This is a genomic window from Agrobacterium sp. ST15.13.015 (genome assembly GCF_027871645.1).
Classification (GTDB): Bacteria; Pseudomonadota; Alphaproteobacteria; order Rhizobiales; family Rhizobiaceae; genus Agrobacterium; species Agrobacterium leguminum.
Map to the genome: position 1 here is coordinate 12,893 of NZ_JAQAHF010000007.1, position 26,626 is coordinate 39,518.

25 protein-coding genes and 1 pseudogene are annotated in these 26,626 nt (G+C 60.8%); 14 read left to right on the top strand and 12 right to left on the bottom strand.

What is annotated here, in order from left to right:
* From PIB16_RS12485 to gpmI, 3 genes are all read left to right on the top strand, one after another.
* Entirely contained in the window at window positions 1-1,014 is a 1,014-nt protein-coding gene (locus PIB16_RS12485; protein ID WP_059753514.1) for an alpha-ketoacid dehydrogenase subunit beta, read from the top strand.
* A 2-nt stretch (window positions 1,015-1,016) separates the two neighbouring features.
* The gene (locus tag PIB16_RS12490) at window positions 1,017-2,288 is read left to right on the top strand and encodes a dihydrolipoamide acetyltransferase family protein (RefSeq protein WP_220317407.1); all 1,272 of its coding nucleotides are present in this window, start codon (window positions 1,017-1,019) and stop codon (window positions 2,286-2,288) included.
* Between the two features lie 347 nt (window positions 2,289-2,635).
* On the top strand, window positions 2,636-4,153 hold the full coding sequence (gpmI, locus tag PIB16_RS12495; protein ID WP_065657139.1) for a 2,3-bisphosphoglycerate-independent phosphoglycerate mutase: 1,518 nt from the start codon (window positions 2,636-2,638) through the stop codon (window positions 4,151-4,153).
* Window positions 4,154-4,227: 74 nt separating this feature from the next.
* Here gpmI and PIB16_RS12500 read toward each other — a convergent pair whose 3' ends face one another.
* The 7 genes from PIB16_RS12500 to PIB16_RS12530 form a co-directional block, all read right to left on the bottom strand.
* Window positions 4,228-4,665 (bottom strand): YeeE/YedE family protein, encoded by a 438-nt coding sequence (locus PIB16_RS12500; RefSeq protein ID WP_271045656.1) that lies wholly within the window; start codon window positions 4,663-4,665, stop codon window positions 4,228-4,230.
* Window positions 4,662-5,069, bottom strand: coding sequence for a YeeE/YedE family protein (locus PIB16_RS12505; RefSeq protein WP_142844690.1), 408 nt, complete (start codon window positions 5,067-5,069; stop codon window positions 4,662-4,664). Before PIB16_RS12505 ends, PIB16_RS12500 begins: the two co-directional genes overlap by 4 nt.
* Window positions 5,066-5,422: a sulfite-sensing transcriptional repressor BigR gene (gene bigR, locus PIB16_RS12510; protein WP_078053453.1), complete on the bottom strand. Its 357-nt coding sequence runs from the start codon at window positions 5,420-5,422 to the stop codon at window positions 5,066-5,068. The genes PIB16_RS12505 and bigR overlap by 4 nt, the downstream gene beginning before the upstream one ends.
* A complete protein-coding gene (gene blh / locus PIB16_RS12515) occupies window positions 5,416-6,711 on the bottom strand; it encodes a bifunctional sulfur transferase/dioxygenase Blh (RefSeq protein WP_271045657.1) in 1,296 nt (431 codons plus the stop codon). Before blh ends, bigR begins: the two co-directional genes overlap by 7 nt.
* A 265-nt stretch (window positions 6,712-6,976) precedes the next feature.
* Window positions 6,977-7,462, bottom strand: a complete 486-nt coding sequence (locus PIB16_RS12520; RefSeq protein ID WP_003524730.1) for a hypothetical protein — start codon at window positions 7,460-7,462, stop codon at window positions 6,977-6,979.
* 13 nt (window positions 7,463-7,475) lie between these two features.
* Entirely contained in the window at window positions 7,476-8,267 is a 792-nt protein-coding gene (locus PIB16_RS12525; protein WP_080857372.1) for an SDR family NAD(P)-dependent oxidoreductase, read from the bottom strand.
* 26 nt (window positions 8,268-8,293) lie between these two features.
* Window positions 8,294-9,121, bottom strand: coding sequence for an alpha/beta fold hydrolase (locus tag PIB16_RS12530; protein ID WP_065657145.1), 828 nt, complete (start codon window positions 9,119-9,121; stop codon window positions 8,294-8,296).
* Between the two features lie 130 nt (window positions 9,122-9,251).
* On the opposite strand from PIB16_RS12530, the gene PIB16_RS12535 reads away from it, so the two are divergent.
* Together PIB16_RS12535 and PIB16_RS12540 are read left to right on the top strand one after the other, a co-directional pair.
* The gene (locus PIB16_RS12535) at window positions 9,252-10,238 is read left to right on the top strand and encodes a GlxA family transcriptional regulator (protein WP_271045777.1); all 987 of its coding nucleotides are present in this window, start codon (window positions 9,252-9,254) and stop codon (window positions 10,236-10,238) included.
* 95 nt (window positions 10,239-10,333) lie between these two features.
* Window positions 10,334-11,065: a FadR/GntR family transcriptional regulator gene (locus tag PIB16_RS12540; protein WP_035261197.1), complete on the top strand. Its 732-nt coding sequence runs from the start codon at window positions 10,334-10,336 to the stop codon at window positions 11,063-11,065.
* A 50-nt stretch (window positions 11,066-11,115) separates the two neighbouring features.
* Here the strand turns inward: PIB16_RS12540 and PIB16_RS12545 are convergent.
* Window positions 11,116-11,300, bottom strand: a pseudogene (locus PIB16_RS12545) (LysE family translocator); the annotation flags it as partial.
* Window positions 11,301-11,611: 311 nt separating this feature from the next.
* On the opposite strand from PIB16_RS12545, the gene PIB16_RS12550 reads away from it, so the two are divergent.
* Genes PIB16_RS12550 through PIB16_RS12565 form a run of 4 tightly spaced genes read left to right on the top strand, consistent with a single transcriptional unit; the run spans window position 11,612 to window position 15,120 of the window.
* Window positions 11,612-12,634 carry an ABC transporter permease gene (locus PIB16_RS12550; protein ID WP_020813122.1) on the top strand — a complete coding sequence of 341 codons (1,023 nt, stop codon included), beginning with the start codon at window positions 11,612-11,614 and terminating at the stop codon, window positions 12,632-12,634.
* Window positions 12,634-13,521 (top strand): ABC transporter permease, encoded by an 888-nt coding sequence (locus tag PIB16_RS12555; RefSeq protein WP_003524723.1) that lies wholly within the window; start codon window positions 12,634-12,636, stop codon window positions 13,519-13,521. The genes PIB16_RS12550 and PIB16_RS12555 overlap by 1 nt, the downstream gene beginning before the upstream one ends.
* Before the next feature lie 4 nt (window positions 13,522-13,525).
* On the top strand, window positions 13,526-14,362 hold the full coding sequence (locus PIB16_RS12560) for an ABC transporter ATP-binding protein (protein ID WP_065657147.1): 837 nt from the start codon (window positions 13,526-13,528) through the stop codon (window positions 14,360-14,362).
* Window positions 14,362-15,120, top strand: a complete 759-nt coding sequence (locus tag PIB16_RS12565; protein WP_220318957.1) for an ABC transporter ATP-binding protein — start codon at window positions 14,362-14,364, stop codon at window positions 15,118-15,120. Before PIB16_RS12560 ends, PIB16_RS12565 begins: the two co-directional genes overlap by 1 nt.
* Before the next feature lie 386 nt (window positions 15,121-15,506).
* Here PIB16_RS12565 and PIB16_RS12570 read toward each other — a convergent pair whose 3' ends face one another.
* The 3 genes from PIB16_RS12570 to PIB16_RS12580 form a co-directional block, all read right to left on the bottom strand.
* Window positions 15,507-17,105 (bottom strand): ABC transporter substrate-binding protein, encoded by a 1,599-nt coding sequence (locus PIB16_RS12570; protein ID WP_220318956.1) that lies wholly within the window; start codon window positions 17,103-17,105, stop codon window positions 15,507-15,509.
* A gap of 81 nt (window positions 17,106-17,186) precedes the next feature.
* On the bottom strand, window positions 17,187-17,816 hold the full coding sequence (locus tag PIB16_RS12575) for an SGNH/GDSL hydrolase family protein (protein ID WP_078053459.1): 630 nt from the start codon (window positions 17,814-17,816) through the stop codon (window positions 17,187-17,189).
* Between the two features lie 6 nt (window positions 17,817-17,822).
* Entirely contained in the window at window positions 17,823-18,971 is a 1,149-nt protein-coding gene (locus tag PIB16_RS12580) for a mandelate racemase family protein (protein ID WP_271045658.1), read from the bottom strand.
* Between the two features lie 434 nt (window positions 18,972-19,405).
* Here PIB16_RS12580 and PIB16_RS12585 point away from each other — a divergent pair, with 434 nt between their 5' ends.
* Window positions 19,406-20,434, top strand: a complete 1,029-nt coding sequence (locus PIB16_RS12585) for an LLM class flavin-dependent oxidoreductase (protein WP_271045659.1) — start codon at window positions 19,406-19,408, stop codon at window positions 20,432-20,434.
* Window positions 20,435-20,512: 78 nt separating this feature from the next.
* Here the strand turns inward: PIB16_RS12585 and PIB16_RS12590 are convergent, their stop codons facing one another.
* Window positions 20,513-21,820, bottom strand: coding sequence for an NtaA/DmoA family FMN-dependent monooxygenase (locus PIB16_RS12590; RefSeq protein WP_065657154.1), 1,308 nt, complete (start codon window positions 21,818-21,820; stop codon window positions 20,513-20,515).
* A gap of 358 nt (window positions 21,821-22,178) precedes the next feature.
* Between PIB16_RS12590 and PIB16_RS12595 the strand changes: the two genes are divergently transcribed.
* The 4 genes from PIB16_RS12595 to PIB16_RS12610 all read left to right on the top strand — a co-directional run bounded on the left by PIB16_RS12595 (window position 22,179) and on the right by PIB16_RS12610 (window position 26,606).
* Window positions 22,179-23,246 carry an ABC transporter substrate-binding protein gene (locus PIB16_RS12595; protein WP_271045660.1) on the top strand — a complete coding sequence of 356 codons (1,068 nt, stop codon included), beginning with the start codon at window positions 22,179-22,181 and terminating at the stop codon, window positions 23,244-23,246.
* A gap of 7 nt (window positions 23,247-23,253) precedes the next feature.
* Window positions 23,254-24,141 (top strand): NmrA family NAD(P)-binding protein, encoded by an 888-nt coding sequence (locus PIB16_RS12600; RefSeq protein WP_271045661.1) that lies wholly within the window; start codon window positions 23,254-23,256, stop codon window positions 24,139-24,141.
* Window positions 24,132-25,316 (top strand): LLM class flavin-dependent oxidoreductase, encoded by a 1,185-nt coding sequence (locus PIB16_RS12605; protein WP_271045662.1) that lies wholly within the window; start codon window positions 24,132-24,134, stop codon window positions 25,314-25,316. The genes PIB16_RS12600 and PIB16_RS12605 overlap by 10 nt, the downstream gene beginning before the upstream one ends.
* A 90-nt stretch (window positions 25,317-25,406) precedes the next feature.
* On the top strand, window positions 25,407-26,606 hold the full coding sequence (locus tag PIB16_RS12610) for a M20 aminoacylase family protein (RefSeq protein WP_271045663.1): 1,200 nt from the start codon (window positions 25,407-25,409) through the stop codon (window positions 26,604-26,606).
* The last annotated feature ends 20 nt before the right edge of the window (window positions 26,607-26,626 follow it).

Below are 26,626 nucleotides of genomic sequence, written 5' to 3' on the forward strand. Positions count from 1 at the left end.
ATGGCAAGAATGACGATGATCGAAGCCGTCCGCAGCGCCATGGATGTGTCCATGGAGCGCAGCGACGATGTCGTGGTGTTCGGGGAGGATGTGGGCTATTTCGGCGGCGTGTTCCGCGCCACGCAGGGGCTGCAGGGAAAATACGGCAAGACCCGCTGTTTCGATGCTCCGATCAGCGAATCCGGCATTGTCGGCACCGCCATCGGCATGGCCGCTTATGGCCTGCGGCCCTGTGTCGAAATCCAGTTCGCCGATTACATGTATCCCGCCTATGACCAGATCACCCAGGAGGCGGCGCGTATCCGCTATCGCTCCAATGGCGATTTCACCTGCCCCATCGTTCTCAGAATGCCGACCGGCGGGGGCATTTTTGGCGGGCAGACGCACAGCCAGAGCCCGGAAGCGCTTTTTACCCATGTCTGCGGGTTGAAGGTGGTGGTTCCTTCCAATCCCTATGATGCCAAGGGACTGCTGATCGCATCCATCGAAGACCCCGACCCGGTGATGTTTCTGGAGCCGAAGCGGCTTTATAACGGTCCCTTCGATGGGCATCACGACCGGCCGGTAACGCCCTGGTCCAAGCACGAGATGGGGGAGGTGCCGGAAGGGCACTACACCATTCCCATCGGCAAGGCGGAGATACGACGTCCCGGAAACGCTGTCACCGTCATCGCTTATGGCACCATGGTGCATGTGGCGCTGGCGGCGGCGGAAGAGACAGGCGTGGATGCCGAGATCATCGACCTTCGCAGCCTGCTGCCGCTCGATCTCGATACCATCGTGAAGTCCGTTTCCAAGACCGGCCGCTGCGTCATGGTGCATGAGGCGACGCTGACCTCCGGCTTCGGGGCCGAAGTCGTGTCGCTGGTGCAGGAACATTGTTTTTATCACCTTGAGGCCCCCGTCGTCCGCGTCGCGGGCTGGGATACGCCTTACCCGCATGCGCAGGAGTGGGACTATTTTCCGGGACCTGCCCGTGTCGGGCGCGCCCTTGTCGAAGTCATGGAGGCCTGATTATGGCGGAATTTGTTCTCACGATGCCTGATGTCGGTGAAGGTGTGGCGGAAGCCGAACTGGTGGAATGGAACGTCAAACCGGGCGATCTCGTCCACGAGGACATGGTGCTGGCCGCGGTGATGACCGACAAGGCGACGGTGGAAATCCCGTCCCCGGTGGCGGGCGTCGTCACCTGGCTCGCCGTGACAGTCGGAAATACTGTGCCGGTGAAGGCGCCGCTCCTGCGCATCGAAACCGATGTCGCGGCCGCCGCTCCCAATGGCAGCGTGCCGGAAGCGGAAGCGCCCACCCAGATGACGGAAGCGCCTGCCGACATGACGGACACGCCACCACCTGTTGAAGCCCAGCCGACGGCGCGAGACGCCGAGGAGGCGCCGCCGGCGCCCGCCGCCGAACCGCATCATAAACCGTTGGCGTCTCCCGCCGTTCGCCAGCGCGCCGACGATCTCGATATCGATCTCACCAAGGTCAAGGGAACGGGGCCGGACGGGCATATCACCCATGCCGATCTCGACGGGTTTTTAACCGTGCGGGGACGGCCGGAACGCCCCGAGCCGATAGCGCCCCACGATAGCGCTGTCGAGGAGGTGAAGGTGACCGGGCTCAGGCGCAAGATTGCCGAGAAGATGGTGCTCTCCGCCTCCCGTATTCCCCACATCACCTATGTCGAGGAAGTCGACGTGACCGATCTGGAGGATTTGCGCGCGACCATGAACGGCAACCGCCGTTCCGGGCAACCGAAGCTCACGATCCTGCCGTTCCTGATGCGCGCGCTGGTGAAAGCTGTTGCCGATCATCCCGGCATGAATGCCACCTTCGACGACGACAAAGGGGTCATCAGCCACTATGAAGCGGTTCATATCGGCATCGCCACGCAGACGCCGTCGGGCCTCACCGTTCCAGTCGTGCGCCACACGGAAACGCTCGGTCTTTGGGAATGCGCGGACGAAGTCGCACGCGTCGCCGAAGCCGCCCGCACTGGCACGGCCCATCGGGAAGAGCTGATGGGCTCCACCATCACCATCAGTTCGCTGGGAGCCTTGGGCGGTGTGGTCTCGACACCCATCATCAATCACCCCGAAGTGGCGATCATCGGCGTCAACAAGATCATGACGCGTCCGGTGTGGGACGGGACGCGGTTTGTGCCGCGCAAGATGATGAACCTCTCATCGAGCTTCGATCACCGGGTTGTCGATGGGTGGGATGCGGCAGTCTTCATCCAGGCCGTCAAGGCATTGCTGGAGAAGCCCGCGCTTATTTTCATCGAGTGAAGGCGATCCGTGCTCCCTCATCCCTGTGCTCGTCACAGGGATCCAGCCAGCCCAAGTCTTTGGGCTGAAAGGACTCTCTCCACCGCGCAGACGCGCGTCGGCTGGATTCCTGGGACAAGCACAGGAATGAGGGCGTATTCGTGTCATGACAGCATTTCTTAGCCCGCGTTTTCGACCTTCACGGAACTGTTTCGCTGTCGGTATAGGCTTGCGTTCGTCATCTTCGGGTATAGAAGAGAAGAACGAGAAGCATGTTTTCTCATCATGATCATAGTGGCGGAAGAGGGCGCTCCGGTGCCCGGCGGTCCGCCCTCCGCCGGCAACCGAATGAAGAAGAAGGTCCTCCCATGAGCACTCCCAAACCCGTTGTCCTGACTATTCTCGATGGCTGGGGGCTGAACGAGGACACCTCCAGCAATGCGCCGGTGCTGGCGAATACGCCCACCATGGACCGCCTTTTCGCCACCTGCCCGAATGCGAGGCTCACCACCTTCGGCCCGAATGTCGGCCTGCCCACCGGGCAGATGGGCAATTCCGAAGTTGGCCACACCAATATCGGCGCCGGCCGCATCGTCGCCATGGATCTCGGCCAGATCGATCTGGCGATTGAGGACGGCAGTTTTTTCCGCAATGCGGCGATGCTTGATTTCGCCGCCACGGTGAAGGCCGCGGGCGGTGTGGCGCATCTGATGTGCGTCGTTTCCGATGGCGGCGTCCATGGCCATATCCTCCACGGTCAGGCGGCGGTGAGGCTGATGATCAGCCACGGCCTGAAGGTGGTGGTACATGCCATCACCGACGGCCGCGATGTCGCGCCGCAATCTGCTGAAGATTTTGTGGCGGCGCTGGTGGCAAGCCTGCCGCAGGGGGCAAGCATTGGCACGGTAATCGGCCGCTATTATGCGATGGATCGCGACAATCGCTGGGAGCGCGTCGAGAAAGCCTATGACGCCATGGTTCTGGCGAAAGGCGAACATGCGCGCGATGCAGTGAGCGCCGTTGCACAGAGCTACGCCAATAAAGTCACGGACGAGTTCATCCTGCCGACTGTGATCGACGGGTATGATGGCTTCAAGGCCGGCGACGGCCTGTTCTGCCTGAATTTCCGCGCCGACCGTGCCCGTGAAATCCTGCTTGCCATAGGGGCGGACGATTTCGACGGTTTTTCGCGCGAAAAGCCAGTCCTTTCGGCGCTGCTCGGCATGGTGGAATATTCCACCCGGCACAATGATTTCATGACCACGGCCTATCCCAAGCGCGATATCGTCAATACGCTGGGCGCATGGGTGGCGAAGCAGGGGCTTACGCAGTTCCGCCTTGCCGAGACGGAAAAATATCCGCATGTCACCTTCTTCCTGAATGGCGGCAAGGAAGAGCCGGAGGTCGGCGAAGACCGCTTCATGCCGAAATCCCCGAAGGTTGCGACCTACGATCTGCAGCCGGAGATGAGCGCGCCGGAAGTGACGGAAAAATTCGTTGAGGCAATCGGCAAGGGTTACGATCTGATCGTCACCAATTACGCCAACCCCGATATGGTCGGCCATACCGGCGATCTGCAGGCCGCAATCAAGGCCTGTGAAGCCGTGGATCGTGGGCTTGGTGCGGTCGTTGCCGCCCTCGAAAAAGTGGGTGGCGCTATGCTTGTCATTGCCGACCACGGCAATTGCGAAACCATGGTCGACCCGGTGACCGGTGGCCCGCATACGGCGCACACCACCAATCCGGTGCCGGTGATCCTTTTCGGTGGCCCGGAAGGTGCGAAGCTGCATGACGGCATTCTCGCCGATGTCGCCCCCACCCTGCTGCAACTGATGAATGTGCCGCTGCCGCCCGAAATGACAGGCAAAAGCCTCATCGACCTCTAATCACACGCAGTCGCGCGGGAGCGTTCCAGCCCCGCGCGACGGCCCGTTCCCCGCGCGCCGAACCAGCGTTTGCATTATGGCTGCTTTGCGTAGAGGCGGTCGTGGACCAGCATGCCGGCAATCATGGCGCTGACGAAAAGAACGACCGGCACAAGCCCGAGGGTGAGAGCCGATAGTGCCGGGCCGGGGCAGAAACCGGCAAGCCCCCAACCGACGCCGAAAATGGCCGAGCCTGTTATGAGCGGCCGGTCGATGCGGGTTTTTACTGGAAGGCTGAAATCCTCTGCGAGGACCGGTTTGGCGAGACGTCGGCTGAGCAGCACACCCGGCACGGCGACCATCACGGCACCGCCGAGAACGAACATCAGGCTCGGGTCCCAATGGCCGCTCGCCACGTCGAGAAAACCGGAAACACGGGCCGGATCGACCATGCCGGAGAGCGAGAGGCCGAAGCCGAACAGCGCTCCGGCGGCCAATGCCAGGACAACACGCGCCACGGCCGGATTTTTCATGACAGGGCTCCCACTATCGTCGCGACGCAAATGCCGGTGATCAGGAAGGTGGCGGTCGCGGCGATGGAGCGCCGGGAAAATCGCGCCAGCCCCATGATGCCATGGCCGGACGTGCAGCCGGAGCCCATGCGTGTGCCAAAACCCACCAGCAGGCCGGCAATGAGGATGAGCGGCCATGGTGAAACTATGGTGACGGCAGGCAGCCGGCCGAATGCGGCGGCGTGGATATAAGGCCCGGCCAGCAAGCCGGCGACGAAGGCGAGATCGGCAAGACGCCGCTCCCTGCCGAGCATTTTTCCCATTATCCCGCTGATGCCGGCAATGCGGCCGTTGAAAAGAAACAGCAGAATGCTGGCAAGACCGAGCAGCATGCCGCCGAAAAGAGAGGGCCAATAGGGGCTCACGGGGTCTCCTCCTCCGGCGCGCAGAATATGGTGTAAAGGGCCTCTATCAGTTGCGCCGCTTTCGCTTCGCTCAGTTGGTAGAAGATTTGCTTGGCGTCGCGCCGGGTTTCGACCACACCGGCTTCCCGCAGGACGCCCAGCTGCTGGGAAAGCGTCGGCTGGCGAATATCCAGCTTGACCTCCAGCTCGCCGACGGAAAATTCCCCCTGCGCCAGCGTGCAGGCGAGCATCAGCCGCGCAGGATGGGCAAGCGTCTTCAGAAGCAGCGCGACCTCGACAGCCCGCTCTTCCATGGCGGGGAGAGGGATTTCTGCAATATGCCGGGGCTTTTCCAGCGCGTTTTCCTTTACCATATGCTGCCCTCCAGCACGTCGAGCGGGAATTTCAGGTAACGTTTGCCATTCGCTTCCGGCTCCGGCAGGCGGCCGCCGCGAATATTGACCTGCAGGGCGTGGAGAATGAGCTTCGGCATCGGCAATGTGCGATCCCGCGCTTCCCTGAGGCGGATGAAGCCCTCCTCCGTCATGCCGGCAAGATGCGGATTGCTGCGTTTCTGTTCGCCGACCGTGGTTTCCCATTTAGGCGCGCGGCCGCCGGGCTGATAATCGTGGCCGGTGAAAAGCCGTGTTTCGTCGGGAAGGGCGAGAATGTCCTGGATCGACGCCCAGAGTTCCCTGGCGCTACCGCCGGGGAAATCGGCGCGCGCGGTGCCGGAATCGGGCATGAAAAGCGTATCGTGCACAAAGGCGGCATCACCCACCACATAGGTCACGGAAGCGAGCGTGTGGCCGGGCGAAAACAGCACGCGCGCTTCAAGGGAGCCGATATTGAACCTGTCGCCCGCCTCGAACAGCCGGTCCCATTGCGAGCCGTCGGTTTTGAAATCCGGCCAGTTATATTTCTCCTGCCAGAGCTTCTGTACGCCGGTGACTTTCGCGCCGATCGCCGTCTGCGCGCCGGTCTTCTGCTTCAGATAATGGGCGGCGGAAAAATGGTCGGCATGCGGATGGGTATCGAGAATCCATTCCACCGACAGACCCTGGCTCTCTACATAGTCCAGAATGGCGTCGGCATTCATCGTTCCGGTCGCGCCGGATTTCTCATCGAAATCACAGACCGGGTCGATAATGGCGCAGCGCCCGGTGGAGGGATCGGACACGACATATTGCACGCTCCATGTGCGCGGATCGAAGAATGCCTTGACGTGCGGAACCGCCGCAGCGCGCCTGTCCAGCCAGCGGGTGGCGCCGGAAAGGTCAAAGCCATGCGCCTTGCCGAAAGCCTCGATATCGTCTCTTTCGATGCGCCCATCCAGCGCTTCCCCGAGAACATGAAGCGTGAGCGCGCGGGCGCCGCCCTTGCAATGGGCAAAAACAGGGCCTTCCGCTTCCGCCATTTTCTGCTGGAAGGCGCGGATATCGGCTTCGGTAATAGTAGGGCCGCTTACCGGGATGAAACCATAATCCATGCCCGCCGCGCTGGCGGCGCTTTTTTCCTGCGCATTGCCCGGCTGGCCGGGCTCTTCAGCATCAGGCCGGGCGTTGATGATGCTTTTATAACCCTGGGCGGAGAGCGATGGGAAATCGGCGATCATCGGCTGGCCCGCAACTGTCAGACGCTCGTTGATCTTCACGGCATTCATCGGCACCTCCTGTTGTAATAATTTAATATATATTATTATATAATGTATATTGTATGTTTGCAAGGGCGCGGACTGCCCTCGTTTCCGAATGTCTCCTGCCGTATTTTCAGGAAAGGTTCGGAAGGAAATCCTAGACACGGGATTTCTTCGTTTTGTGACGGGTGGGCGGAGATTGCCTGTATCGGACATGCAAAAACATGCCTTGCGCCCGAAATATTGGGGCACAAGGCATGTTCGCGAAAACCGGTTCGAATTCAGGCTCGCTTCAGACGGCGAGCCTGCGGCGTGTCGCCTTCCAGCCAAGACAGATGGCTGCAACAAGCAGAACCGTCTGGGCGACCACGAAGGGTGGCTCATTGCCGTTCGGCGCCAGGTTGTTGAGTGTTTCGACCTTGAGAAAAGCCTGAACGATCAACACGAACATATTGAGATAAAGGCTGATCGTGGCGGTGATCGTATAAATAATGCGCGCCCTGCCGTTCAGACCGTATCCATAAAGCGCAACCAGTGCGATAGCCAGAACGAGGGTAGAAATGATGCCGACGCCGAGTGCCGGTGTGAAATTTCCGATTGGAAACAGGAAGCCGGTAAGTGTGGTGGCGAGCGTGGTGACGAGGAAAATCGCCATCATGCGGGGCATCCACCGCCCCGCCGCATAGGCGGGCAGGGCGATCAGTCCGGTGGCAATGCCGATGAAGCTTAAGCCCACATGCAATGCCGTGAATTGGGGAATTGTCAGTCCGAGGATCATGATACGTCTCCCTCTATTCGGTTTTGGCTGCACGATACCGGCTGGCGGCAAGTGCATGCGACAGATTGGGCCTTAACGCCGCGCGCGCCGCAAGGAAATTTTCAAGATCGGCCGTATCCGGCAGGGAAGGAATGGTCAGCGCTTCGCCGAGGTCGAGCCCGGCAAGGGCCGCATCCACCATCTCGTAAACATCCATGACCATGGCGGCCGGAATGGCTTCGAGCCGTTCCTCTTCCCAGATCGCCGTGCGGGTGATGCCCGGCAGGACGGCCTGAACCCGCACGCCGGAGGGCGAAAGCTGCGCCTGCAGCGCCTCGGTGAAGGCAAGCACGAAGGCCTTTGTGGCCGGGTAGACGGCGGTGAACGCCGCCGGCATCAAAGCTGTGACCGAGGTGATGTTGATGATCGTGCCCCTGCCATCGGCGGCAAGGCGCGGTGCGATGGCTGCCGCAAGCCGGGTGACGGCAAGAATGTTCAGGTTGATCATCGTCGTGACATAGGCCGGGTCCAGCGCCGTGATTGCGCCCTCGCCGGCAATGCCGGCATTGTTGACGAGGCCGGTAATCCGCCGGTCCTCACGCAGCCGCACCTCCACCTTTTCGAGGTCTTCCGCCCTGGAAAGATCGGCGGAGAGAACCTCGACCGCGATGCGATGATCCTTTTCCAGCTGTGCGGCGAGCGCCTTCAGCTTTTCGGCGCGCCGAGCCACAAGAATGAGATCATGGCCGCGTTTTGCCAGACGTTCGGCATAGACCGCGCCGATGCCGTCGGATGCGCCGGTGATGAGAAATGTATTCCGTGTCATGTCCGTGTCTCCTTTGTGCGGCGGTTTCAGGCGTTGATGAAGGCGAGAAGGTCGGCGTTGAACCGGTCCTGATGGGTCTGCGTCAGGCCATGGTCGGCGCCTTCATAGATTTTGAGGACCGCGTGTTTGACGATTTTGACCGTGGAAAGCGCGGATGCACCAACTGGCACGATCTGGTCGTCATCGCCGTGCAGAACCAGCGTCGGTTTGTCGAAGGCCTTCAGGTCCTGATGGAAATCGCTTTCCGAAAAGGCGCGAATACTGTCGAGCTGACCTTTCAGGCCACCCATCATGCCCTGCCGCCAGAATTCCTCGCGGATGCCTTCGGATATCACGGCACCTTCGCGGTTGTAGCCGTAAAAGGGAATGGTCAGATCCTTGAAGAACTGGCTGCGATTGTCATAGGTGCCCTTGCGGATACCGTCAAAAACATCGATCGGCAGGCCGATGGCATTGCTTTCCGTCTTCAGCATCAGCGGCGGCACCGCGCCGATGAGGGCGATTTTCGCGACGCGGGCCGTGCCATGGCGGCCGATATAACGCGTCACCTCGCCGCCGCCGGTGGAATGGCCGACCAGAATGATGTCGTGAAGATCGAGCTGTTCGATCAGCTCGGCCAGATCGTCGGCATATTGATCCATGGTATTGTTATGCCAGACCTGATCGGAGCGGCCGTGGCTGCGGCGGTCATGGGCGATGGTGCGGAAACCGTTGTTAGCGAAGAACACCATCTGTGCATCCCATGTATCGGCGCTGAGCGGCCAGCCATGGGAGAAGATGATGGGCTGGCCGTCTTTGCGGCCCCAGTCCTTGTAGAAAATATGCGTTCCGTCTCTGGTGGTGATCGTTGTCATGGCTCTCTCTCCTGTTGCAGGGAGCTTGCTTGCGTCCCGTGGGAATAGAGATACTCTGGAGGCCGCCGGGGCTGGATTGGCGCTTCTGACAGAAAACGAGCCGAAACTGACAAAACGGGGTGTGGGGCGCATGGCAGGTGTAACGGGAAGCGCGCTGGAAGTGGGGCTGGTCCTCTATCGGGACTGTCAGATCGCCATGGTGCATGGCATCACCGATCTTTTCGCCATCGCGTCGGTATTTTCACAGGATCGCGGCGGGCCTAAATTGCGGGTTAGCCATTGGAGCATGGGCGAAGGCGGTGAATTTTCCCGCTCCTATGACACCGAATCCGGCCGACCCGGGCATCCCGATATCTTCGTTGTACCCGGTCGCTTGACGGGCCCTGCTGAAATCGAGGAAGCCGAGCCTTACGCCCGCTGGCTGCTGGATCGGCATGCGCAGGGGGCGACGCTCGCCGCCAGTTGCGGCGGTTCCTTCATTGTCGCCGCGACGGGTCTTTTGTCCGGTCGCCCGGCCACTACCCACTGGTTGTTTGCCGAGCGGTTCCGCGAACGTTTTCCCGATATCCGGCTGGAGATCGACAAGATCGTCATCGAGGATGGCGATATCATCACGGCTGGCGGGTTGATGGCGTGGACCGATCTTGGCCTGCGCATCGTCGACCGACTGCTCGGACCTTCGGTGATGATAGAAACCGGAAAGTTCCTGCTGATCGATCCCTCGGGGCGTGAACAGCGTCATTATAGCAGCTTTGCTCCGAGGCTGACGCATGGCGATGAGCCGATCCTGAAAGTGCAGCACTGGCTGCAGGCCCGCGCCGGGCGGGCGACGAGCGTTACCGACATGGCCGGCCATGCCGGGCTGGAGGAGCGGACCTTCCTACGCCGCTTCAAGGCCGCCACCGGCATGAAGCCCATCGAATATGTTCAGCATCTGCGGGTCGGCAAGGCGCGGGAATTGCTGGAATTCACCCGCCGCTCGGTCGATCAGATCGCATGGTCGGTGGGTTATGAAGATTCAGCCGCCTTTCGTCGGGTGTTTCACCGCATTCTCGGTCTTTCACCGGGTGAATATAGGAGCCGCTTTTCCAGCAGTTCGGCCATGGCTGCGGCGTGACGGCGGTCAGCCGTGCTGGCGGTGCGGGCCCCGGCCCTTGCAATGTGGCGGGCGTTTGCTAACATGCCAGACAAGTTTAAAACAGGTGGGCCGGAATGGACGTTGAGAGCAGCACGAAGCAGGGGGTATCGCTCGCGGCGAAAATCAGTTCGGCATTACGGCGGGATCTGTCGGAGGGTGTGTTCCGCCCCGGGGACCGTCTTCCAAGCGAAAGCGAACTAACGCGTGAATATTCCGTCAGCCGAACCGTGGTGCGCGAGGCCATCGCCATTCTGCGCGCCGATGGCCTTGTTGAAGCCCGCAAGGGCGCGGGTGTTTTTGCTGTCGAAGTAAAACCGGCAAAGGAGCTGCCCTTTAACGATCTGGCCGTCGGGCGAATTTCCTCGGTGATCGAATTGCTGGAATTGCGCACTGTCTTTGAGGTCGAATCCGCCGGGCTTGCGGCATCGCGCCGTTCCGCTGTGCAGGTGGAGGCGATTGTGGATGCGCACCGGCGCGTTGGTGATTGTCTCGCCGCCGGCCTGCCGACGCGGGACGCCGATTTCGAGTTCCATCTGGCCATTGCACAGGCGACGCAGAACAGGCGGTTTCCAGAGTTTCTTCAGCTCATTCGCTCCGGCATCATTCCCCGCGGCGAATTGCAGGGTGCGGCGCCCGGGTCGCGTCCGAAGGACTACAACCTGCATCTCCAGGAGGAGCATGCGAAGATCGTTGACGCCATCATCGAAGGCGATGCCGATGCCGCCCGCCAATATATGGCGGCGCATCTGCGCGGCAGCCTTGAGCGCTACAAGGTGCTTCTGCGCTCCCGCACAGCGGTGGAGTGATCCCGACCATATATCAATGGTTTACGCAGTTGCCCGCCGATAGAAGGCCAGCCCAATCCCAATGCAACCGCGCCGACCAGGATGAAACCCGAGAGAGCAGCGCCGGCCATGCCGATCATGGCGCGGCGTATTCCGAATCTCCAGCCATTGGCAAGCGCCAGCAAAGGGTGGGGCCGGGTGTTGCAATTCCGATAATGGCGGCCACGGCAAATGCCAGAAGCGTCATGTCAGCCATATTTTCCTCCCCCTGAAGTACGCACCTTATTGGTATCATAGCCAGGGACAGGTATCGGCGCATTCCGCAAGGCCGAGAATACAGGCTTTTGCGGTTGCGGCAACGCAGGCCCTTTCCCCCAAACAAAAACGAAAGCGGGGTGATTCCCGTCCGAAATTCCACCCCGGACACATATTTCGGAACCTCGTCCAATACGGATTTCGCTGGCATGCGCTTGACAGCCTCCAACACCTGTGACAACTTGCGGATAGTTGTCAGACAGGATTGCGCCCTGGTCACTTGCGCGGTCGATCTCTGGCAAGGGAGGAATCATGTCAAAAAGACGCCTTTCGCTATATGGCCTGTCCGGCCAGATCGGAAGTATTGCGGTTACGCTGCTTGGATTGCTGCTGCTGACCTTTTTTATCGGCCGCCTGATGCCCGCCGATCCCGTGCGGGCGATCGTGGGCGAGGATGCGACGCGCGAAACCTATGAACAGGTCTATCACGCGCTCGGTTTCGACCGTCCGCTGTGGCAACAGTTCTTCTATTATCTGGGAGACGTGTTCACCGGCGATTTCGGAACCTCGATCCGCACCGGGCGTCCGGTCATCGAAGACATCATCAGGGTCATGCCGGCGACGATGGAGCTGGCGACCTTCGCGATCCTGATCGGCGCCGGCCTCGGCATTCCCATGGGCGTTTATGCCGCCGTCAATAAAGACCGCTGGCAGGATCATCTGGTGCGCGTGCTCAGCCTGTTCGGCCATTCCATGCCGATCTTCTGGACCGGCATGATCGCGCTGATCGTTTTTTACGCCCATCTCGGCCTTGTCGGCGGGGGTGGTCGCATGGACCAGTTCTATATCGGTCTGGTCGAGGAGCGGACGGGCTTTCTGCTCATCGACAGCCTGCTTGCGGGCGATATGGAGGTCTTCTGGTCGGCCATCAACCACCTCATCCTTCCCGCCGCTTTGCTCGGTTATTCCTCCTCGGCCTATATCACCCGCATGACGCGCAGCTTCATGCTGGACCAGCTGGGTCAGGAATATGTGACGACTGCCCGCGTCAAGGGCCTGTCGCAGCGGCAGACGGTGTGGCTGCATGCCTTCGGCAATATCCGCGTGCAGCTCGTCACCATCATTGCGCTTGCTTACGGCTCGCTGCTGGAAGGGGCGGTTCTCATCGAGACCGTCTTCGCCTGGCCTGGTTTCGGGCAATATCTCACCAGCAATCTTATTATCGGCGACATGAATGCCGTGATGACCTGCGTGCTTATCGTTGGCGTCATCTTCATCGGGCTCAATCTCCTGTCCGACATTCTCTACCGCTTTTTCGATCCGAGGACCCGCTGATGACGGCCCGTACAGAAACCTCCTTCCGCCTTCCGGTGCCCTTGAATGCGCTGAAGAACATCGTGGTTTTCCTCCTGAAAAGCCCGACATCGGCCTTCGGTTTGGCTGTGCTGCTGCTTCTGGTCATCGCTGCGATTTTCGCGCCCTGGCTTGCGACGCATGACCCCTACGCACAGGATCTCGCCAATACGCTGAAGGCCCCGGGTAATGGCCACGTCTTCGGCACGGACGAGTTGGGGCGCGATATCTACAGCCGCCTTCTCTGGGGCGCACGCATCACACTCACCATCATCTCGCTGGTCTCGATCATCGTCGGTCCCGTTGGCCTTCTGGTCGGCACGGCTTCCGGTTATCTCGGCGGCAAGTTCGATACGGTGATGATGCGCATCACGGATATCTTCCTGTCCTTCCCGAGCCTCATCCTGTCTCTCGCCTTCGTCGCAGCGCTCGGCCCGAGCCTCAACAATGCGATCATCGCGATTGCGCTCACCTCCTGGCCGCCGATTGCGCGCCTTGCCCGTGCCGAAGCCATGACTTTTCGCAAGGCGGATTACATTGCCGCCGCGCGGCTTCAGGGCGCATCGCCGCTGCGCATCATCGTCAAGTCGATCATGCCCATGTGCCTGCCTTCGGTCCTCATTCGCCTGACGCTGAACATGGCGACGGTCATCCTCACCGCCGCCGGCCTCGGCTTCCTCGGCCTCGGCGCGCAGCCGCCGCTGCCGGAATGGGGGGCGATGATCGCCACCGGCCGGCGTTACATGCTGGATAGCTGGTGGCTCGTCACCTTCCCCGGCATTGCGATCCTCTCCGTCAGCCTCGCCTTCAATCTTCTGGGTGATGGCCTGCGGGATGCGCTCGATCCGAAGCAGATGAACCGGAGATAGGGCCATGGAAAAACCAATCCTCGACGTCGAAAATCTCCGTATCCGTTATGGCGGCTCGCCGACTGAGGCGGTGCGCGGCATCTCCTTCACCCTTGGCCGGGAACGGCTCGGCATCGTCGGTGAAAGCGGCTCGGGCAAATCCACCGTCGGTCGCGCCCTGCTGCGCCTCCTGCCGTCGGCGACGATCACCGCCGACAGGCTGGATTTCGATGGTCTCGATCTTCTCTCGCTTGATGAGAAGGAGATGTTGAAGGTTCGCGGCCGGCGCATGTCGATGATCCTTCAGGATCCGAAATTCTCCCTCAACCCCATCCGCCGGGTCGGCGACCAGGTGACGGAGACTTATCTGCGCCACTTCAAGGCTTCGAAAGCCGAGGCCCGGGAAAAGGCGCTGGCCATGCTCGATGCGGTGAAAATCCGCGATGCCGCCCGTGTTTACGAACAATATCCGCATGAGATTTCCGGCGGCATGGGCCAGCGTGTCATGATCGCCATGATGCTGCTTGCCGATCCCGATCTCGTCATCGCCGATGAGCCGACCTCGGCGCTCGATGTGACGGTGCGGCTGCAGGTGCTGAATATTCTCGACGGTCTCGTGCGCGATCGCGGCATCGGCCTCATCATGATCAGCCACGACCTCAATCTCGTGCGCAATTTCTGCGACCGGGTGCTCATCATGTATTCCGGCCGGGTGGTGGAAACGCTCGCCGCACGCGATCTCGATCAGGCGCAGCACCCCTATACGCGCGGCCTGCTGGCGGCGCAGCCGCGTATCGGCGGCTCGCGTGCGCCGCTTGCGGTGCTGGATCGCCGCCCCGAATGGCTGGAGGAGAACGTATAATGGCCGTTTCCGTTGAAACCCGCGATCTCTCCATCACCTTCGGCAGCGGCCATACGGCGCTGAAAGTGCTGCCTTCCGTATCCTTCCGCGTCGATCCGGGTGAGTGCTTCGGGCTGGTCGGCGAAAGCGGATCGGGCAAATCCACCGTGCTTCGCTGCGTCTCCATGCTCAACGATTTCTGGACCGGCGATATCCTCATCGATGGCAGGTCGGTGCGCGATATGCCGCTGATCGAGCGGTGCCGCATGCTGCAAATGGTGTTTCAGGACCCCTACGGATCGCTGCATCCGCGCCAGTCCGTGCGCACCGTGCTTTCGGAATCGCTTGCGATCCATAAGCTCGGCGACCGGGAAGAGCGGATGCGCAAGGTCATCACGGATGTCGGACTGCCCATCTCTTTTCTCGACCGCTTCCCGCATCAGCTTTCCGGCGGTCAGCGGCAGCGCGTGGCGATTGCCCGGGCGCTCATCCTCGAACCGTCGCTGCTGCTGCTAGACGAGCCGACGTCTGCGCTCGATGTCTCGGTGCAGGCGGAAATCCTCAACCTCCTCCAGCGCCTGCGGGAAGAGCGTGGCTTCACCTATATCATGGTGACCCACGATCTCGCCGTCGTCGATCACATGTGCGACCGCTTTGCGGTGATGCTGCGTGGCGAAATCACCGAAATCCTGCCGCGCGAGGCTATCGCCGGCAATGGCGCGACGCATCCCTATGCGCGCGAACTGATCGGCGCCTCGCTGGAATATGAGGGCGCGTGAGGGCTCCAAGACCGTGACCATCCTCCTCCGGGGCGTCACGGATAATAACATCCTCCTTCCTTGCCCGGCCTCCCTGCCGGGCATTTTTTTGGAATGGCTACGGCGGGGATGGCGGGCCGCCAATTACGCATAGGCTACTGACATAGTGCGAGACCCGCCTTCCGTCATGCCGGACTAGATCCGGCATCCAGCCACGGCGCGTCTGCGCCGTGAGAGGAGTCTTACGCGATCAAGGACTTGATCGCGCTCGACCCCGGATCTAGTCCGGGGTGACGGAGTGCGGATGCCTCACTTTGCGGAATATTTCGGCTTTGTAAGGCCTTGTCGGCAGCAAAAAGGCGCGGTGTTAGCCGCGCCTTTTCCTGAGTAACCGCTGTGTCGGCGAATTACCGCTCCTTGCTCACCTCTTCAAACCGCGAAAGCCAGGGGCTGACGATCATGCCCTTGACGTCACTGCGGAAGGCGGCGGTGTCGATGACTTCGGAGAAGGGCTGAATGGACATGACGATCTCGTCCATATAACCCTGCAACTCCTCATAAAGCTTCGTCTGTTTCGCCACGTCGCGCTCGACCAGCGCCGCCTCGATCATCTTGTTCAGCTTCTCATCGAAGAAGCTGGTGCGCCAGCTCTGGTAATTGGTGAGCTTGGCATCATCGGCATTGTTGGGATTATAGGCGATGGAGCGCAGGTTGTTGTCCGGGTGCGGCTGCTGGCCGCCGCCGCCGCGGCCGAGCAGCAGTTCGAAGTTGCGCTCGCGCATCGCGCCATAAATCTGGTCGCCGGAACCGCTGATTAGCTCAGCCTGAATGCCGGCCTGGGCAAGCGTGTTCTGGATCGCCGTTGCCGCCTTCATGAAAGGGTCCTCCGAAAGCACGCGCAGCGTGGTCTTGAAACCGTTCGGATAACCGGCTTCTGCCAGAAGCGCCTTGGCTTTTTCGATGTCGAGCTTGTAGCCCTGATCCGGCAGTGCGCCCATGACGCCGGTGCTGAGGGAGCGCTGATGCAGCTTGCCGTAATAGGGCATGACCGCCTTGTCGAGACCGTCGTAGTCGATCAGGTAACGCAGGGCCTCGCGCACCTTCTTGTTGGCGAAGCGCTCATCCTTCATCGAAACGCTGAGGTAATAAAAACCGGAACCGGGTGTGGATTCGATGGTGACGGCCTTGTCGGCCTCGAGCGATTTCAGGTCCGGGGCCTGAAGGGAATAGGCAACGTCGATATCGCCTTTTTCCAGCATCAGCCGCTGCGATTGCGATTCCGGCAGATGGCGCATCAGGATGCGCTTCATCTTGGCCTTCTCACCCCAATAATCGTCGTTGCGGGTGAGGATGATATATTCGTTGGATTTCCACTGCGTCAGCTTGAAGGGGCCGGAGCCGGCGGAATTCAGCGTCAGCCATGCGCCGCCCAGATCGCCGTCCTTCTCGTTCTCAAGCGCCGTCTTGCTGTCGATGATCGAGCCGGGGCCGTTCTGCGCAAGGATCATCAGCAGAAGGTTGGGATCGTCGGGCTTCGGGATATTCAGCACGAAGGTCTGGTCGTTTTCGGCAACGAAGAGCTTGTCGGCCTCTTCCAGCTTGAAGCCGCGGGTTTTCAGGAAGGAGGATTGCGCCAGGTTGCGGGCAAGCAGCCGCTTTAGGCTCCACGCCACGTCCTTTGCCGTCACGGCATTGCCGGAAGCGAATTTGGCATCGGCGCGCAGATGGAAACGAATGGATTTCCGGTCTTCGGCAATCTCCCAGCGTTCGGCAATGCGAGGCTGAACGCTGCGATCTTTCGGGGAAAGCACGACCAGCGTGTCATAGACATTGTTCAGCACCTGCACGGTCTCGCGGCCGGTAATGGCGGCGGGATCGAGGGTGAGGATATTGCTCATGGTCGTGGCGACGATGAGCTGGTCCTTCGGCGTTTCGGCAAAGGCGCTGAGCGGCATGGCGCCGATCAGCAGGGCGCCAAGTGCTGCGGTTGCAAGAAAATGTTTCATCTTTCCTCCCAATACGGCCGGTTCATACGGCCTTTCCACGTTTTGATCCACACGCCCGGTTCCTCCTCGGGCGTCGCAGGATCAGCCAAGAATCTCTCTGACCGGAGCTGCTAGCGCCCGGCCGATTGCCGCCGTTGCCGGCGCGTCCAGATGCACGCCATCCACCGGTGAGGCGCTGGCAACCGACCCGGCATCGAAAAAGGCATGTCCAAGTTCGGCGGCGAGTTTGCGGTAAAGCGGCGCAAGCCTGAGCGATTGCCCGATATCCCGCCCACCCGCGGGCTCTCCGCCGGGGCCCGCGACGCAGGGCGGCGGGGAGACGATCAGCAGTTTCGGAACGGCCTCACGCGGTTTGTAAATGAAGGTCTCGACGATCTGCGCCAGCCGCCGCATGCCGGAAACAGCGGCTTCCGCACGCCCGCCATGCACCGGTTTGATATCGTTGGTGCCGAGCATGACGATGGCGAGATCGAGTGGCATGTGGCAGGACAGCGCGACTTCAAGCGCCCGCGCGCCATTGCGGCAGGCCGGGCCGGCATGGTCATCGTAGCAGGTGGTGCGCCCGCCAAGCCCCTCGGGGTGAACCTTTGCCTTTCCGGCAAGCGCGGCCTCCAGAACCTCCGGCCAGCGGTATTCGGCGGGGTGCCTCAGACCCGTTGCCGGGTCCGCGCCCCAGGTGAGGCTGTCTCCGAAGGCGAGCACCGTTTTCATCGCCCCTTACCTCACCCGGTTATTGTCGATGAAGGTAAAATCGATGTCCTCGCCAAGGCCCGGCCGGTCAGGGACATGTACGAAGCCGTCGCGGTCCATCGGGTCGGACAGCGACTTCAGATAATCGTGGCCGTCATCATATTCGAGGAAGGGGTGCAACAGGCCGCGCTCATACCAGCGGCAATTCTTGGTGGCGGCGACAACATGAAGGTTCATGGCCGTGTTGCCATGCACCTCGCATTCCATGCCGAAGGCTTCAGCCAGATGCATGGTCTTCAGCGCCGGGGTGATGCCGCCGACATCATTGACGCCGGTGCGCAGAATATCGCAGGCGCCGGATTTGATCCATTCGGCCCGGTGCCAATGCTTGCCTGCCGCACTTTCGGGGCCGACGACCGGAATATCGAGATTGTCGGAAAGCCATTTGTAGGAAGACAGCGACTGCTCATCCATCGGCTCTTCGATCCAGTCGAAGCCGAGTTTTTCGAGACCATGCCCAAGCGCCAGCGCATCGGTGCGGGAATACCAGTGGAAGGCGTCGATCATCAGGCGAATATCGGGGCCGACCGCCTCGCGCACGGCTGCGCAGGCCTTGAGATCCATCTTCACATCCGGTGCCCAGCTGACGGGCGGCATCCATGTGTGCAGCTTGATGCCCTTGTAGCCACGCTTCACCAGCGTTTCGGCAAAGCGGCCGTAGTCCTCAGGTGTCGCAAGCCCGCCTTCCAGCTCGTCGCCGCACATGATGGAGCCATAGGCGAGCACCTTGTCGCGATAGCCGCCGATCAACTTGTATACAGGTTGATTGAGCGAGCGGCCGACAAGATCCCACAGTGCGCAATCCACGACCGCCAATGTGCGGTCGGTCAGCTGCGCGGCCGAACCGCGTTGCCAGTGAGCAAGGTCCTGCCATAGCCGTTCGCGGTCGCGATGGTCTTCACCGATCAGGACTTTCTTGACGAATTTTTCGATGACATGCGGACGAACGATCTCCGGCGCGGTGAAGGAGTGGCCTTCCTGACCGTCCTCGGTGCGGATGGTCAGCATGGCCTGTTCCACCTGATGCGCCGGACCCGGATGCGCGTGACCGGCACTGTCCGAGTGCCGACGGGTCGTCGTGCGGAAAACACGGACCTCGACGTCGGTGATGATCATAATTCCTCCCTCATGCAGGTATGGCAGCGTTTGCGATTGCTGCAATGTCATACATGTATGCGTTATTTGTCAACATGTATGATAATCTGTATTACATGTTGGTGCCAAAAATCAAGGCCATTTGCGCACGGTGTTGCACAGTTCATCGGTGAGACCGGCTCCTGAGGGAAATTTTGCGCCTTGGCGAAAGAAAATCTGACGGGAGGCATGAGCGCGACCTATGCCGAATGGGATGTAATCCATAATTTTAGTAGACTATTGAATCGCGCAATGATCTTTCAACAAAGGCCGGGACTATAAACGAACATGCCGTGCCAGCCGTGCCTGTCATCATGCATTCTGCGTGGAAATGCGCAGCATTGAACGGCTGTCCGGGACAGGGATGGCTGCATCTGCGCTGCTGAGCTTCAACAGTCATTTCCGGATGTACAGCCATGCCTCTTTCCCATATCTCCCACTTCGCATTTCTGGTTCCCGGCAATTATCAGGACGACGATCCGGCACGGGGGCTGGAAGAAACCCTGCAGCTTTTCGAAGCCGGAGAGGCGCTGGGTTATCAAAGCGCCTGGGTTCGCCAGCGCCATCTTGAACGGGGCGTATCATCGGCGGCCACTTTCCTCGCGGCGGCATCGCAGCGCACGAAACGGATCGGCCTCGGCACCGCCGTCATTCAGCTTGGTTATGAAAATCCCTTCAGGCTGGCGGAAGATCTGGCCACCGTGGATGTCCTGTCGCGCGGGCGGTTGAATGTCGGGGTTTCGGTGGGCGCGCCACCCTTCGCCCATCTTATTTCGGATTATGTCGATACGGTTCCCGATGCGGACTACAGCCATGCCCGCGCCGAAAAGCTGGCAAGGGCCCTGCGGTCGGAACCGCTATCCAGCGAGACGGAAGCGGGTAATGCGGCCGGCGCGCAGGTGCCGCGCCTGCGTCCAGTCGCCAGGGGGCTGACGGACCGGCTATGGTATGGCGGTGGATCGCAGAATTCCGCGCTTTGGGCGGGGAAGGCAGGCTTCAATCTTCTGACGGGCAATATCGTCAGCGGCGAAAATACCGATGATTTTCTGACCGCGCAGGCGGCGCTGGTCAGCCGCTTCCGGCAGGAATGGGCGCATGAGCGCCAGCCGCGTGTCGCTCTTGGCCGCGTGATCCTGCCGACCGATAGCGCGAGCCCCGCGACCCGCCGCCGTTACAAGGAATTCGCCGCCGAGCGTGACAAGCGCACGACCACGCCGCATGGCGCGCGCCGCACGCTTTTCCTGCCCGATATCGTTGGAACGACGGACGAAATTCTGGAGAGACTGTCGCGCGATCCCGTTCTGCCGCACGTCTCGGAATTCCGCCTCGAACTGCCCTATGAATTCCAGCCGGAAGATTATCGCCAGATCGTCACGGATTTCGCCTCCGTCCTGCCGCAGCTCTCAGGCGGGCAGCCGGTTTTGAAAGTGGCGACGGGCCAATAATATGTTCCGTTCCCGCCATTCCCGCCTCATGCGGGAGGGGCGGGAGATCGACATTTGCGATAGCGCCACCGCTGCTATTCAATCTGGATAAGGCAGGCCATAGCGGTCGCGGATCGTCGCGCCTTCATATTGGCGCGGGTAAACACCCCGATCCTGAAGCACCGGCACGACCTTTTCGACGAATTCAGCAATGTCGTCGGGTGCTCGCGGCGGCTGCAGGGTGTAACCATCCACCGTGCCATCCTGCCAGAGGTCGATAATGCCATCCGCCACCTCTTCCGGCGTGCCGAGCAGCAGCCGGTGATGTCCTTCCGAGCGGCGCACGGCCTCGCGGGCGGTGAGCTTTTCGTGGGTCAGCAGGTCGGAAAGGCCAAGCCCCATGCCCACCGCCCATTGCCGGTTCTGGTCCGGGACGAAACGTTCCGCATCGAGTTTCACATCGGGATTGAAATCGCGGGGATCGATGCCGTTTTCCCTGGCGAAGCGCGCCAGCAGACCGTCTTCGGAGCCTGTTCCGCTATACAGTTCGTGTTTACGCAATGCTTCCTCGCGGGTCTCGCCGAGAATGACAACGAGGCCCGGAACGATGCGGACGCCGGAGGGATCGCGGCCGAGGGAGATGGCTCGGTCGCGGACCTTCTTGCCAAAGGCCTGGCCCGCCGGGCGTGACAGGATGTTGCAATAGATAATCTCGCCATGGCGTGCCGCCAGATCGATGCCGCCTTCGGAGGCGCCGGCCTGCGCGATGACGGGATGCCCCTGCGGCCCACGCGGAACGTTGAGCGGGCCTTTGACATGGAAATATTGCCCCTCGTGATCGATGGTTTCGGCGGTCGCCGCATCCCAGAAACGCTCTTCCGGCACCTGGCCTTCGCGGCGCGGATCCCAGCTTGACCAGAGTTTTTTCGCCACATCGAGAAATTCGGTGGCCTTGGCATATCTCTCGCTGCGCGGCGGCAGCGGATCGTTGCCGAAATTGGCGGCGACATTGGGATTAAAGGAAGAGACGATGTTGACGATCAGCCGGCCGCCGGTGACGAGGTCGATGGATTGGGTCCGTCTGGCGAAATTATAGGGCGAATTATAGGTGGAGGACACCGTCGCCACAAAACCGATATCCGGCACCTGTGCGGCGAGCGATGTCGAGAGAATGAGCGGATCGATGGTGTGAAACGGGCGGCTTGCGGGGTCGGTCAGCAGTGCCGGGTGGTCGGAAAGGAAAACCGCGTCGAACCGGCCCTTATGCGCCAGTTCCGTCAGCCGGCGATAATAGCCTATGTCGTTGATGTCGTGCCGGTCTCCGCTCCGGTATTTCCAGGCATTGGCGAGGTATCCGGTGGTGTTGATGCCGACATTGAGATTAAGCCGGCGTTTGGTCTTGCTCATGCTGCCACGTTTCTTTCAGGTCTGTTGGATTGCCGGCCTGTATTGACCGGCGCAATTGCGGGAAGGGTAACAGCCGGGGGTCCGGTCGCGAGTTAAAAATCCTTGCTGCGCGGAGAAGAAAAACTTTTATCCGTGGCAGCACCCAAACTACGGTTGAAAGGAGATAACGGCGGAATCTGGGTAGGGATGCGACCCAGAATCTTGCCATTATCGAAAGGATATTCCGCCACTCCGGTGTATCGCGGATAAGATGGAAACGAATTTCCCCAATCGCGCCTGAAATAGTACACTTTATCTATAGAAAATATTTTATAGCGTGTAGCGTGCCGTCCAGATCGCAATTTCGAGGACGAACGCCATGGCTGATGCCGCCCTTCGCCAGATAACCCAACCCGTAACCGTGTGGTACACACGCTGCCCGGCGCCCACGCCGCTTTCCATCGCGGCGCAACTGGGCTGGATCGAGGACAGTTTCGGCGCCCATGGCATCTCTGTTTCCTCCATTCGCGATGCTGCCGATCCGGCCATTCGCCAGAGCCATTTCGATCACCGTCTGGACTGGTCCTTCCGTCAGGGCGGCAATATTCCGCCGATCTGGGCGAAATCAGGCGGCCGGAAAACACGGCTGGTGGGGCTGACGAGAACCGATGAGTTTCAGGCCGTCATCGCTTTGCCAGCAAGCGGAATAAGCAAGGGCAGTGACCTGAAGGGGCGGCGCATCGGCCTGCCGAAACGGCCGAATGAAACCATCGATTTCCAGCGTGCGACATCCTTGAAGGGCATCGTGTCGGCGCTGACGATCTCGGGCCTTGCGGTCGCGGATATCGAGCTTGTCGATCTCACGGCGAAAGAGCCGGTGTTGCTCGATCCCCCTGACGACAGGTTCCATGGTCTGCGCCGGCGGTTTCCTTATGGCGAGGAGATTGCAGCGCTGCACCGTGGCCAGATCGATGCATTTTTCGTCAAGGGGGCGGAAGGCGTCACGGTCGCTAATCTGATCGGTGCGCAGGTCGTGGTGTCGACGGGATTTCACCCTGATCCGAAAATTCGCATCAACAACGGCACGCCGCGCCCCTTGACGGTGGACGCCACCTTTGCCGATGAGCGGCCCGATCTGGTAGCGGAACTGGTGGCCACCGTACAGCGGGTTGCCCAGTGGACGCATGACAATCCGGCGGAAGCCGTGCGTTTCATCGCCCGCGAGATCGGCGTCAGCGAGGAGGCGGTTCTGGCTGCGAATGGCCCGGATGTGTACCGCAATCTGAGGCTCGATCTCGATCCGGCCGAGCTGGATGCACTCAGCCATTTCAAGGACTTCTTGCTGGAATGGAAATTCATTCCGGCGGATTTCGATGTGCAGGATTGGGCCGATCCACGCGCCCTTTATTCACAGCAAGATGCTGCGCAACGCAGTGCGGGAAAGTGAGGGCGTCATGACAGCCACCATTCTTGTAACGGGCGCAACCGGCAAGCTCGGCAGACGTGTCGTCAGCCGTCTCTTGCAGAAAGCGGTGAAGGTTCGGGTGCTGACCCGCAGGCGCGAGGATGCGCTCAAGCTCTGGGGCGACAGGGTCGAGATTGCGGAGGGTAATTTTTCCGATCCGGCCAGCCTGAAGGAGGCCTTGCGCGGTATCGAGACCGTCTTTCTGCTTTCCCCCATCGGTGAAATGCTGGCGGCGGACCAGAAGGCGGTCATCGATGCCGCCATCTCCGCCGGTGCATCGCGGATCGTGAAAATATCCGGCTCCGACTGGACCATTGAGAATGCCGTACATTCCATTTCGGGAGCGGCGCATGCCGAGGTGGAAGCGCATCTGGCCGCAAGCGGTGTCGCGTATACGGTGCTGCGGCCGAATGCCTGGATGCAGGTTGCACTGGAACCCGTTGTCGCCGCACTGCGCAAGGGGGAGGATGTGCCCGCCCGCTTTGGCAATGCGGCTGTCTCCTTCATCGATGCGGACGATATTGCCGATGTCGCGGTTCATGCGCTCACCACAAGCGCGCCTGTTTCCGGCGTCCTGGTGCTGACCGGTGGCGAAGCCTTGTCGGCGCTGGAAATCGCCCGCATCGCGGCGCGCATCCAGCATCGGCCCGTTGGAATTTCGGACAATGCCGCCCCGGCCTTTCCGCCGCATATCAGCGCGTTTGAACAGAAGGCGGTCGGCGAATTCGGCCAACTCATCCGCAAAGGTCTCGCGGCGTCGGTCAACAATACCGTCCAGCAGATTACCGGCCGTTTGCCCCGCAGCGTGGAGGACTATCTGCGTGTCCGGCTGGCAACCCCGCAGGATCATTCCGAGGGAGAAAAGACATGGCGTTGACTGTTCCGCTGCCTGAAGGCTCCGAGCTGAAAGGTCTCGATCTGAGAAGCCCGACCGATTTCGAAGACAGCCCGCTCAGCCGGGCGGTGAAACAGCCGTTGATGCTGGGCCTGTTCCTCAATCTTCAGGACATCAATTTCTCCAGCCTGCCGACGAGTAGCAGCTGGACCTTCGATTACAATGTCGAACTGGTGAAGCGCGCGGAAGAGCTTGGTTTCGAGATCGCCTTCAGCCGCACGCAATGGCTGCCGAAGGGCGGTTATGACGGCGAATCCTCGCTCGACAGTTTCATCGCGCTTGGCGCCATGGCGGCCGTCACGAAGAGCATTCTGCTGATCTCCACCATCCATGTGCTTTATGGGCCTCTGCATCCGCTGCATCTCGCCAAATATGGTGCGACGCTGGATCATATCGCCAAGGGACGCTGGGGCATCAACATCGTCACCGGCCACCGCGCCATCGAGCATGAAATGTTCGGCTGGCAGCGTATCGACCACGACAAGCGTTACGACATGGCCGGCGAATTGTTCGATGTGCTCCATCGCCTGTGGGGCGAGACTGAGAATTTTTCCTATGAAGGCAAGCTCAATCCCTGGGCGATCAACAATGGCTGGATCACGCCGAAGCCTGCTTTCGGACGTCCGCCGCTGGTGACGGCGACAGGTTCGCCCGCCGGCATCGATTTCGCCGCCCGGCATTCCGATCTGGTTTTCGTCACCTCGCCCGGCGGCGCGCATATAGACAGCGCGCTGGAAACGCTTCCCGATCATGTCGCAAACATTAAAAACCGCGCAAGGGCCTATGGCCGGCAGGTAAAGACGATCATCAACCCGATCATCGTCAGCCGCGATACGGAGAAGGAGGCGATCGCCTATGCGGATGCCATCGAGGCTGGAAAACCGCAGCCTGGCACCCGCGCCTTCGCCACCAATAATTACGACAGCGACGCCCATGCCTGGCGCGGCCGCGGCGATGCGCGCCACAAGCAGGGGCGCAATCTTGGCGGCAATATCGAAATCATCGGCTCGCCGGAGCAGGTGGTCGAGCAGCTTGTCGGTCTGAAAAAGGCAGGGATCGATGGGGTTCAGCTGAATTTCTACGATTTCCGCGAAGACCTCGATTATTTCGCCGAGCGCATTCTGCCCCTGATGAAGGAGGCGGGCCTGAGGCTTTGAGGCCTCTCCCGCTGCATTTTCCAGTTTCGAAACCCACACTTCGCAATCGCCTGATTGCGGAAACGATATTTTTTGCCCTGAGGAGATACCGTGAATATCGCCGTCGATCCCGTCAAAACGCCCGCTCCTAAAATTCTGGATCGGATCGGGACCTATGTTCCCGAACTCGTCTCCATCCGCCACGATCTGCACCAGCATCCGGAAATCGGTTTCGAGGAGGTCCGCACCTCCGGCATCGTCGCCGAAAAGCTCGCCTCCTGGGGCATTGAGGTGCATCGCGGTTATGGCACGACCGGCGTGGTCGGCGTGCTACGCGGCCGCCATGCGGGCAATCGCTCCATCGGGCTGCGGGCGGATATGGATGCCCTGCCGATGCCGGAGGAAACCGGTCTGCCCTATGCGTCGGTCTATCCCGGCAAATTCCACGGCTGCGGGCATGATGTGCACACCACCATCCTGCTCGGCACCGCCCGTTATCTGGCCGAAACCCGCGATTTCGCCGGCACGGTGGTGTTCATTTTCCAGCCGGCCGAGGAAGGTCTCGGCGGGGCGCGCGCCATGATCGCCGACGGGCTGTTCAAGGACTTCCCCGTCGATGAGATTTACGGGCTGCACAATTCCTCCCATGCGGCGCCCAATCACCTCAAGGTTTCGCCCGGCACCATTCTGGCGGGGGCGGATTTCTTCGATATCCGGTTGAAGGGCAGGGGTGCCCACGCTGCTCACCCCGATGTTTCGCGTGACCCGGTGCCGGCGACGGGTGAACTGATACAGGCGCTGCAAACCATCGTCAGCCGCAACGTGCCGCCGACCGATCCTGCCGTGCTGTCGATCACCCGCATCGAGGCGGGATCGGCCTATAACGTCATTCCCGAAACGGCCGCGATTGCAGGCACCGTGCGGGCCTTCTCCGACAGCGTGCGCGAAAACATAAGGGAGCGCATCCGCACGATTTCCGATCACATTGCCGCGGCGCACGGCCTCACCGCCGAGGTGGATATTCGCGACATATTCTCGGTTCTCACCAATGACGATGCATCTGTGGAGATCGTCGCCGGTGTCGCGCGCGAGATTCTTGGAGACGAGCGCGTTTCCACCGAGCCCGGCCGCTTCATGGGCAGCGAGGATTTTGCCGATCTCCTGAAACACGCGCCCGGCGCGTTTTTCACCCTCGGCCATTCCGGCACGGTGCCCGCCCATAATCCCGGTTTCATCGTTGACGACGCCATTCTGCCGGTTGGCGCCACCCTGTTTGCCCGGCTGGTGGAAACCCGGCTGAAACCTGCGTGAACATTTAAAAACAAGCCTGC

What these genes read in the sequence shown, in the direction of transcription:
- PIB16_RS12535 (WP_271045777.1), top strand. Translation starts at nt 9,252, where the DNA reads ATGGCAGGTGTAACGGGAAGCGCGCTGGAAGTGGGGCTGGTCCTCTAT.
- PIB16_RS12490 (WP_220317407.1), top strand. Translation starts at nt 1,017, where the DNA reads ATGGCGGAATTTGTTCTCACGATGCCTGATGTCGGTGAAGGTGTGGCG.
- PIB16_RS12585 (WP_271045659.1), top strand. Translation starts at nt 19,406, where the DNA reads ATGCCTCTTTCCCATATCTCCCACTTCGCATTTCTGGTTCCCGGCAAT.
- gpmI (WP_065657139.1), top strand. Translation starts at nt 2,636, where the DNA reads ATGAGCACTCCCAAACCCGTTGTCCTGACTATTCTCGATGGCTGGGGG.
- PIB16_RS12595 (WP_271045660.1), top strand. Translation starts at nt 22,179, where the DNA reads ATGGCTGATGCCGCCCTTCGCCAGATAACCCAACCCGTAACCGTGTGG.
- PIB16_RS12555 (WP_003524723.1), top strand. Translation starts at nt 12,634, where the DNA reads ATGACGGCCCGTACAGAAACCTCCTTCCGCCTTCCGGTGCCCTTGAAT.
- PIB16_RS12600 (WP_271045661.1), top strand. Translation starts at nt 23,254, where the DNA reads ATGACAGCCACCATTCTTGTAACGGGCGCAACCGGCAAGCTCGGCAGA.
- PIB16_RS12560 (WP_065657147.1), top strand. Translation starts at nt 13,526, where the DNA reads ATGGAAAAACCAATCCTCGACGTCGAAAATCTCCGTATCCGTTATGGC.
- PIB16_RS12550 (WP_020813122.1), top strand. Translation starts at nt 11,612, where the DNA reads ATGTCAAAAAGACGCCTTTCGCTATATGGCCTGTCCGGCCAGATCGGA.
- PIB16_RS12485 (WP_059753514.1), top strand. Translation starts at nt 1, where the DNA reads ATGGCAAGAATGACGATGATCGAAGCCGTCCGCAGCGCCATGGATGTG.
- PIB16_RS12525 (WP_080857372.1), bottom strand. Translation starts at nt 8,267, where the DNA reads ATGACACGGAATACATTTCTCATCACCGGCGCATCCGACGGCATCGGC.
- PIB16_RS12530 (WP_065657145.1), bottom strand. Translation starts at nt 9,121, where the DNA reads ATGACAACGATCACCACCAGAGACGGAACGCATATTTTCTACAAGGAC.
- PIB16_RS12500 (WP_271045656.1), bottom strand. Translation starts at nt 4,665, where the DNA reads ATGAAAAATCCGGCCGTGGCGCGTGTTGTCCTGGCATTGGCCGCCGGA.
- PIB16_RS12565 (WP_220318957.1), top strand. Translation starts at nt 14,362, where the DNA reads ATGGCCGTTTCCGTTGAAACCCGCGATCTCTCCATCACCTTCGGCAGC.
- bigR (WP_078053453.1), bottom strand. Translation starts at nt 5,422, where the DNA reads ATGGTAAAGGAAAACGCGCTGGAAAAGCCCCGGCATATTGCAGAAATC.
- blh (WP_271045657.1), bottom strand. Translation starts at nt 6,711, where the DNA reads ATGAATGCCGTGAAGATCAACGAGCGTCTGACAGTTGCGGGCCAGCCG.
- PIB16_RS12590 (WP_065657154.1), bottom strand. Translation starts at nt 21,820, where the DNA reads ATGAGCAAGACCAAACGCCGGCTTAATCTCAATGTCGGCATCAACACC.
- PIB16_RS12520 (WP_003524730.1), bottom strand. Translation starts at nt 7,462, where the DNA reads ATGATCCTCGGACTGACAATTCCCCAATTCACGGCATTGCATGTGGGC.
- PIB16_RS12540 (WP_035261197.1), top strand. Translation starts at nt 10,334, where the DNA reads ATGGACGTTGAGAGCAGCACGAAGCAGGGGGTATCGCTCGCGGCGAAA.
- PIB16_RS12570 (WP_220318956.1), bottom strand. Translation starts at nt 17,105, where the DNA reads ATGAAACATTTTCTTGCAACCGCAGCACTTGGCGCCCTGCTGATCGGC.
- PIB16_RS12575 (WP_078053459.1), bottom strand. Translation starts at nt 17,816, where the DNA reads ATGAAAACGGTGCTCGCCTTCGGAGACAGCCTCACCTGGGGCGCGGAC.
- PIB16_RS12605 (WP_271045662.1), top strand. Translation starts at nt 24,132, where the DNA reads ATGGCGTTGACTGTTCCGCTGCCTGAAGGCTCCGAGCTGAAAGGTCTC.
- PIB16_RS12580 (WP_271045658.1), bottom strand. Translation starts at nt 18,971, where the DNA reads ATGATCATCACCGACGTCGAGGTCCGTGTTTTCCGCACGACGACCCGT.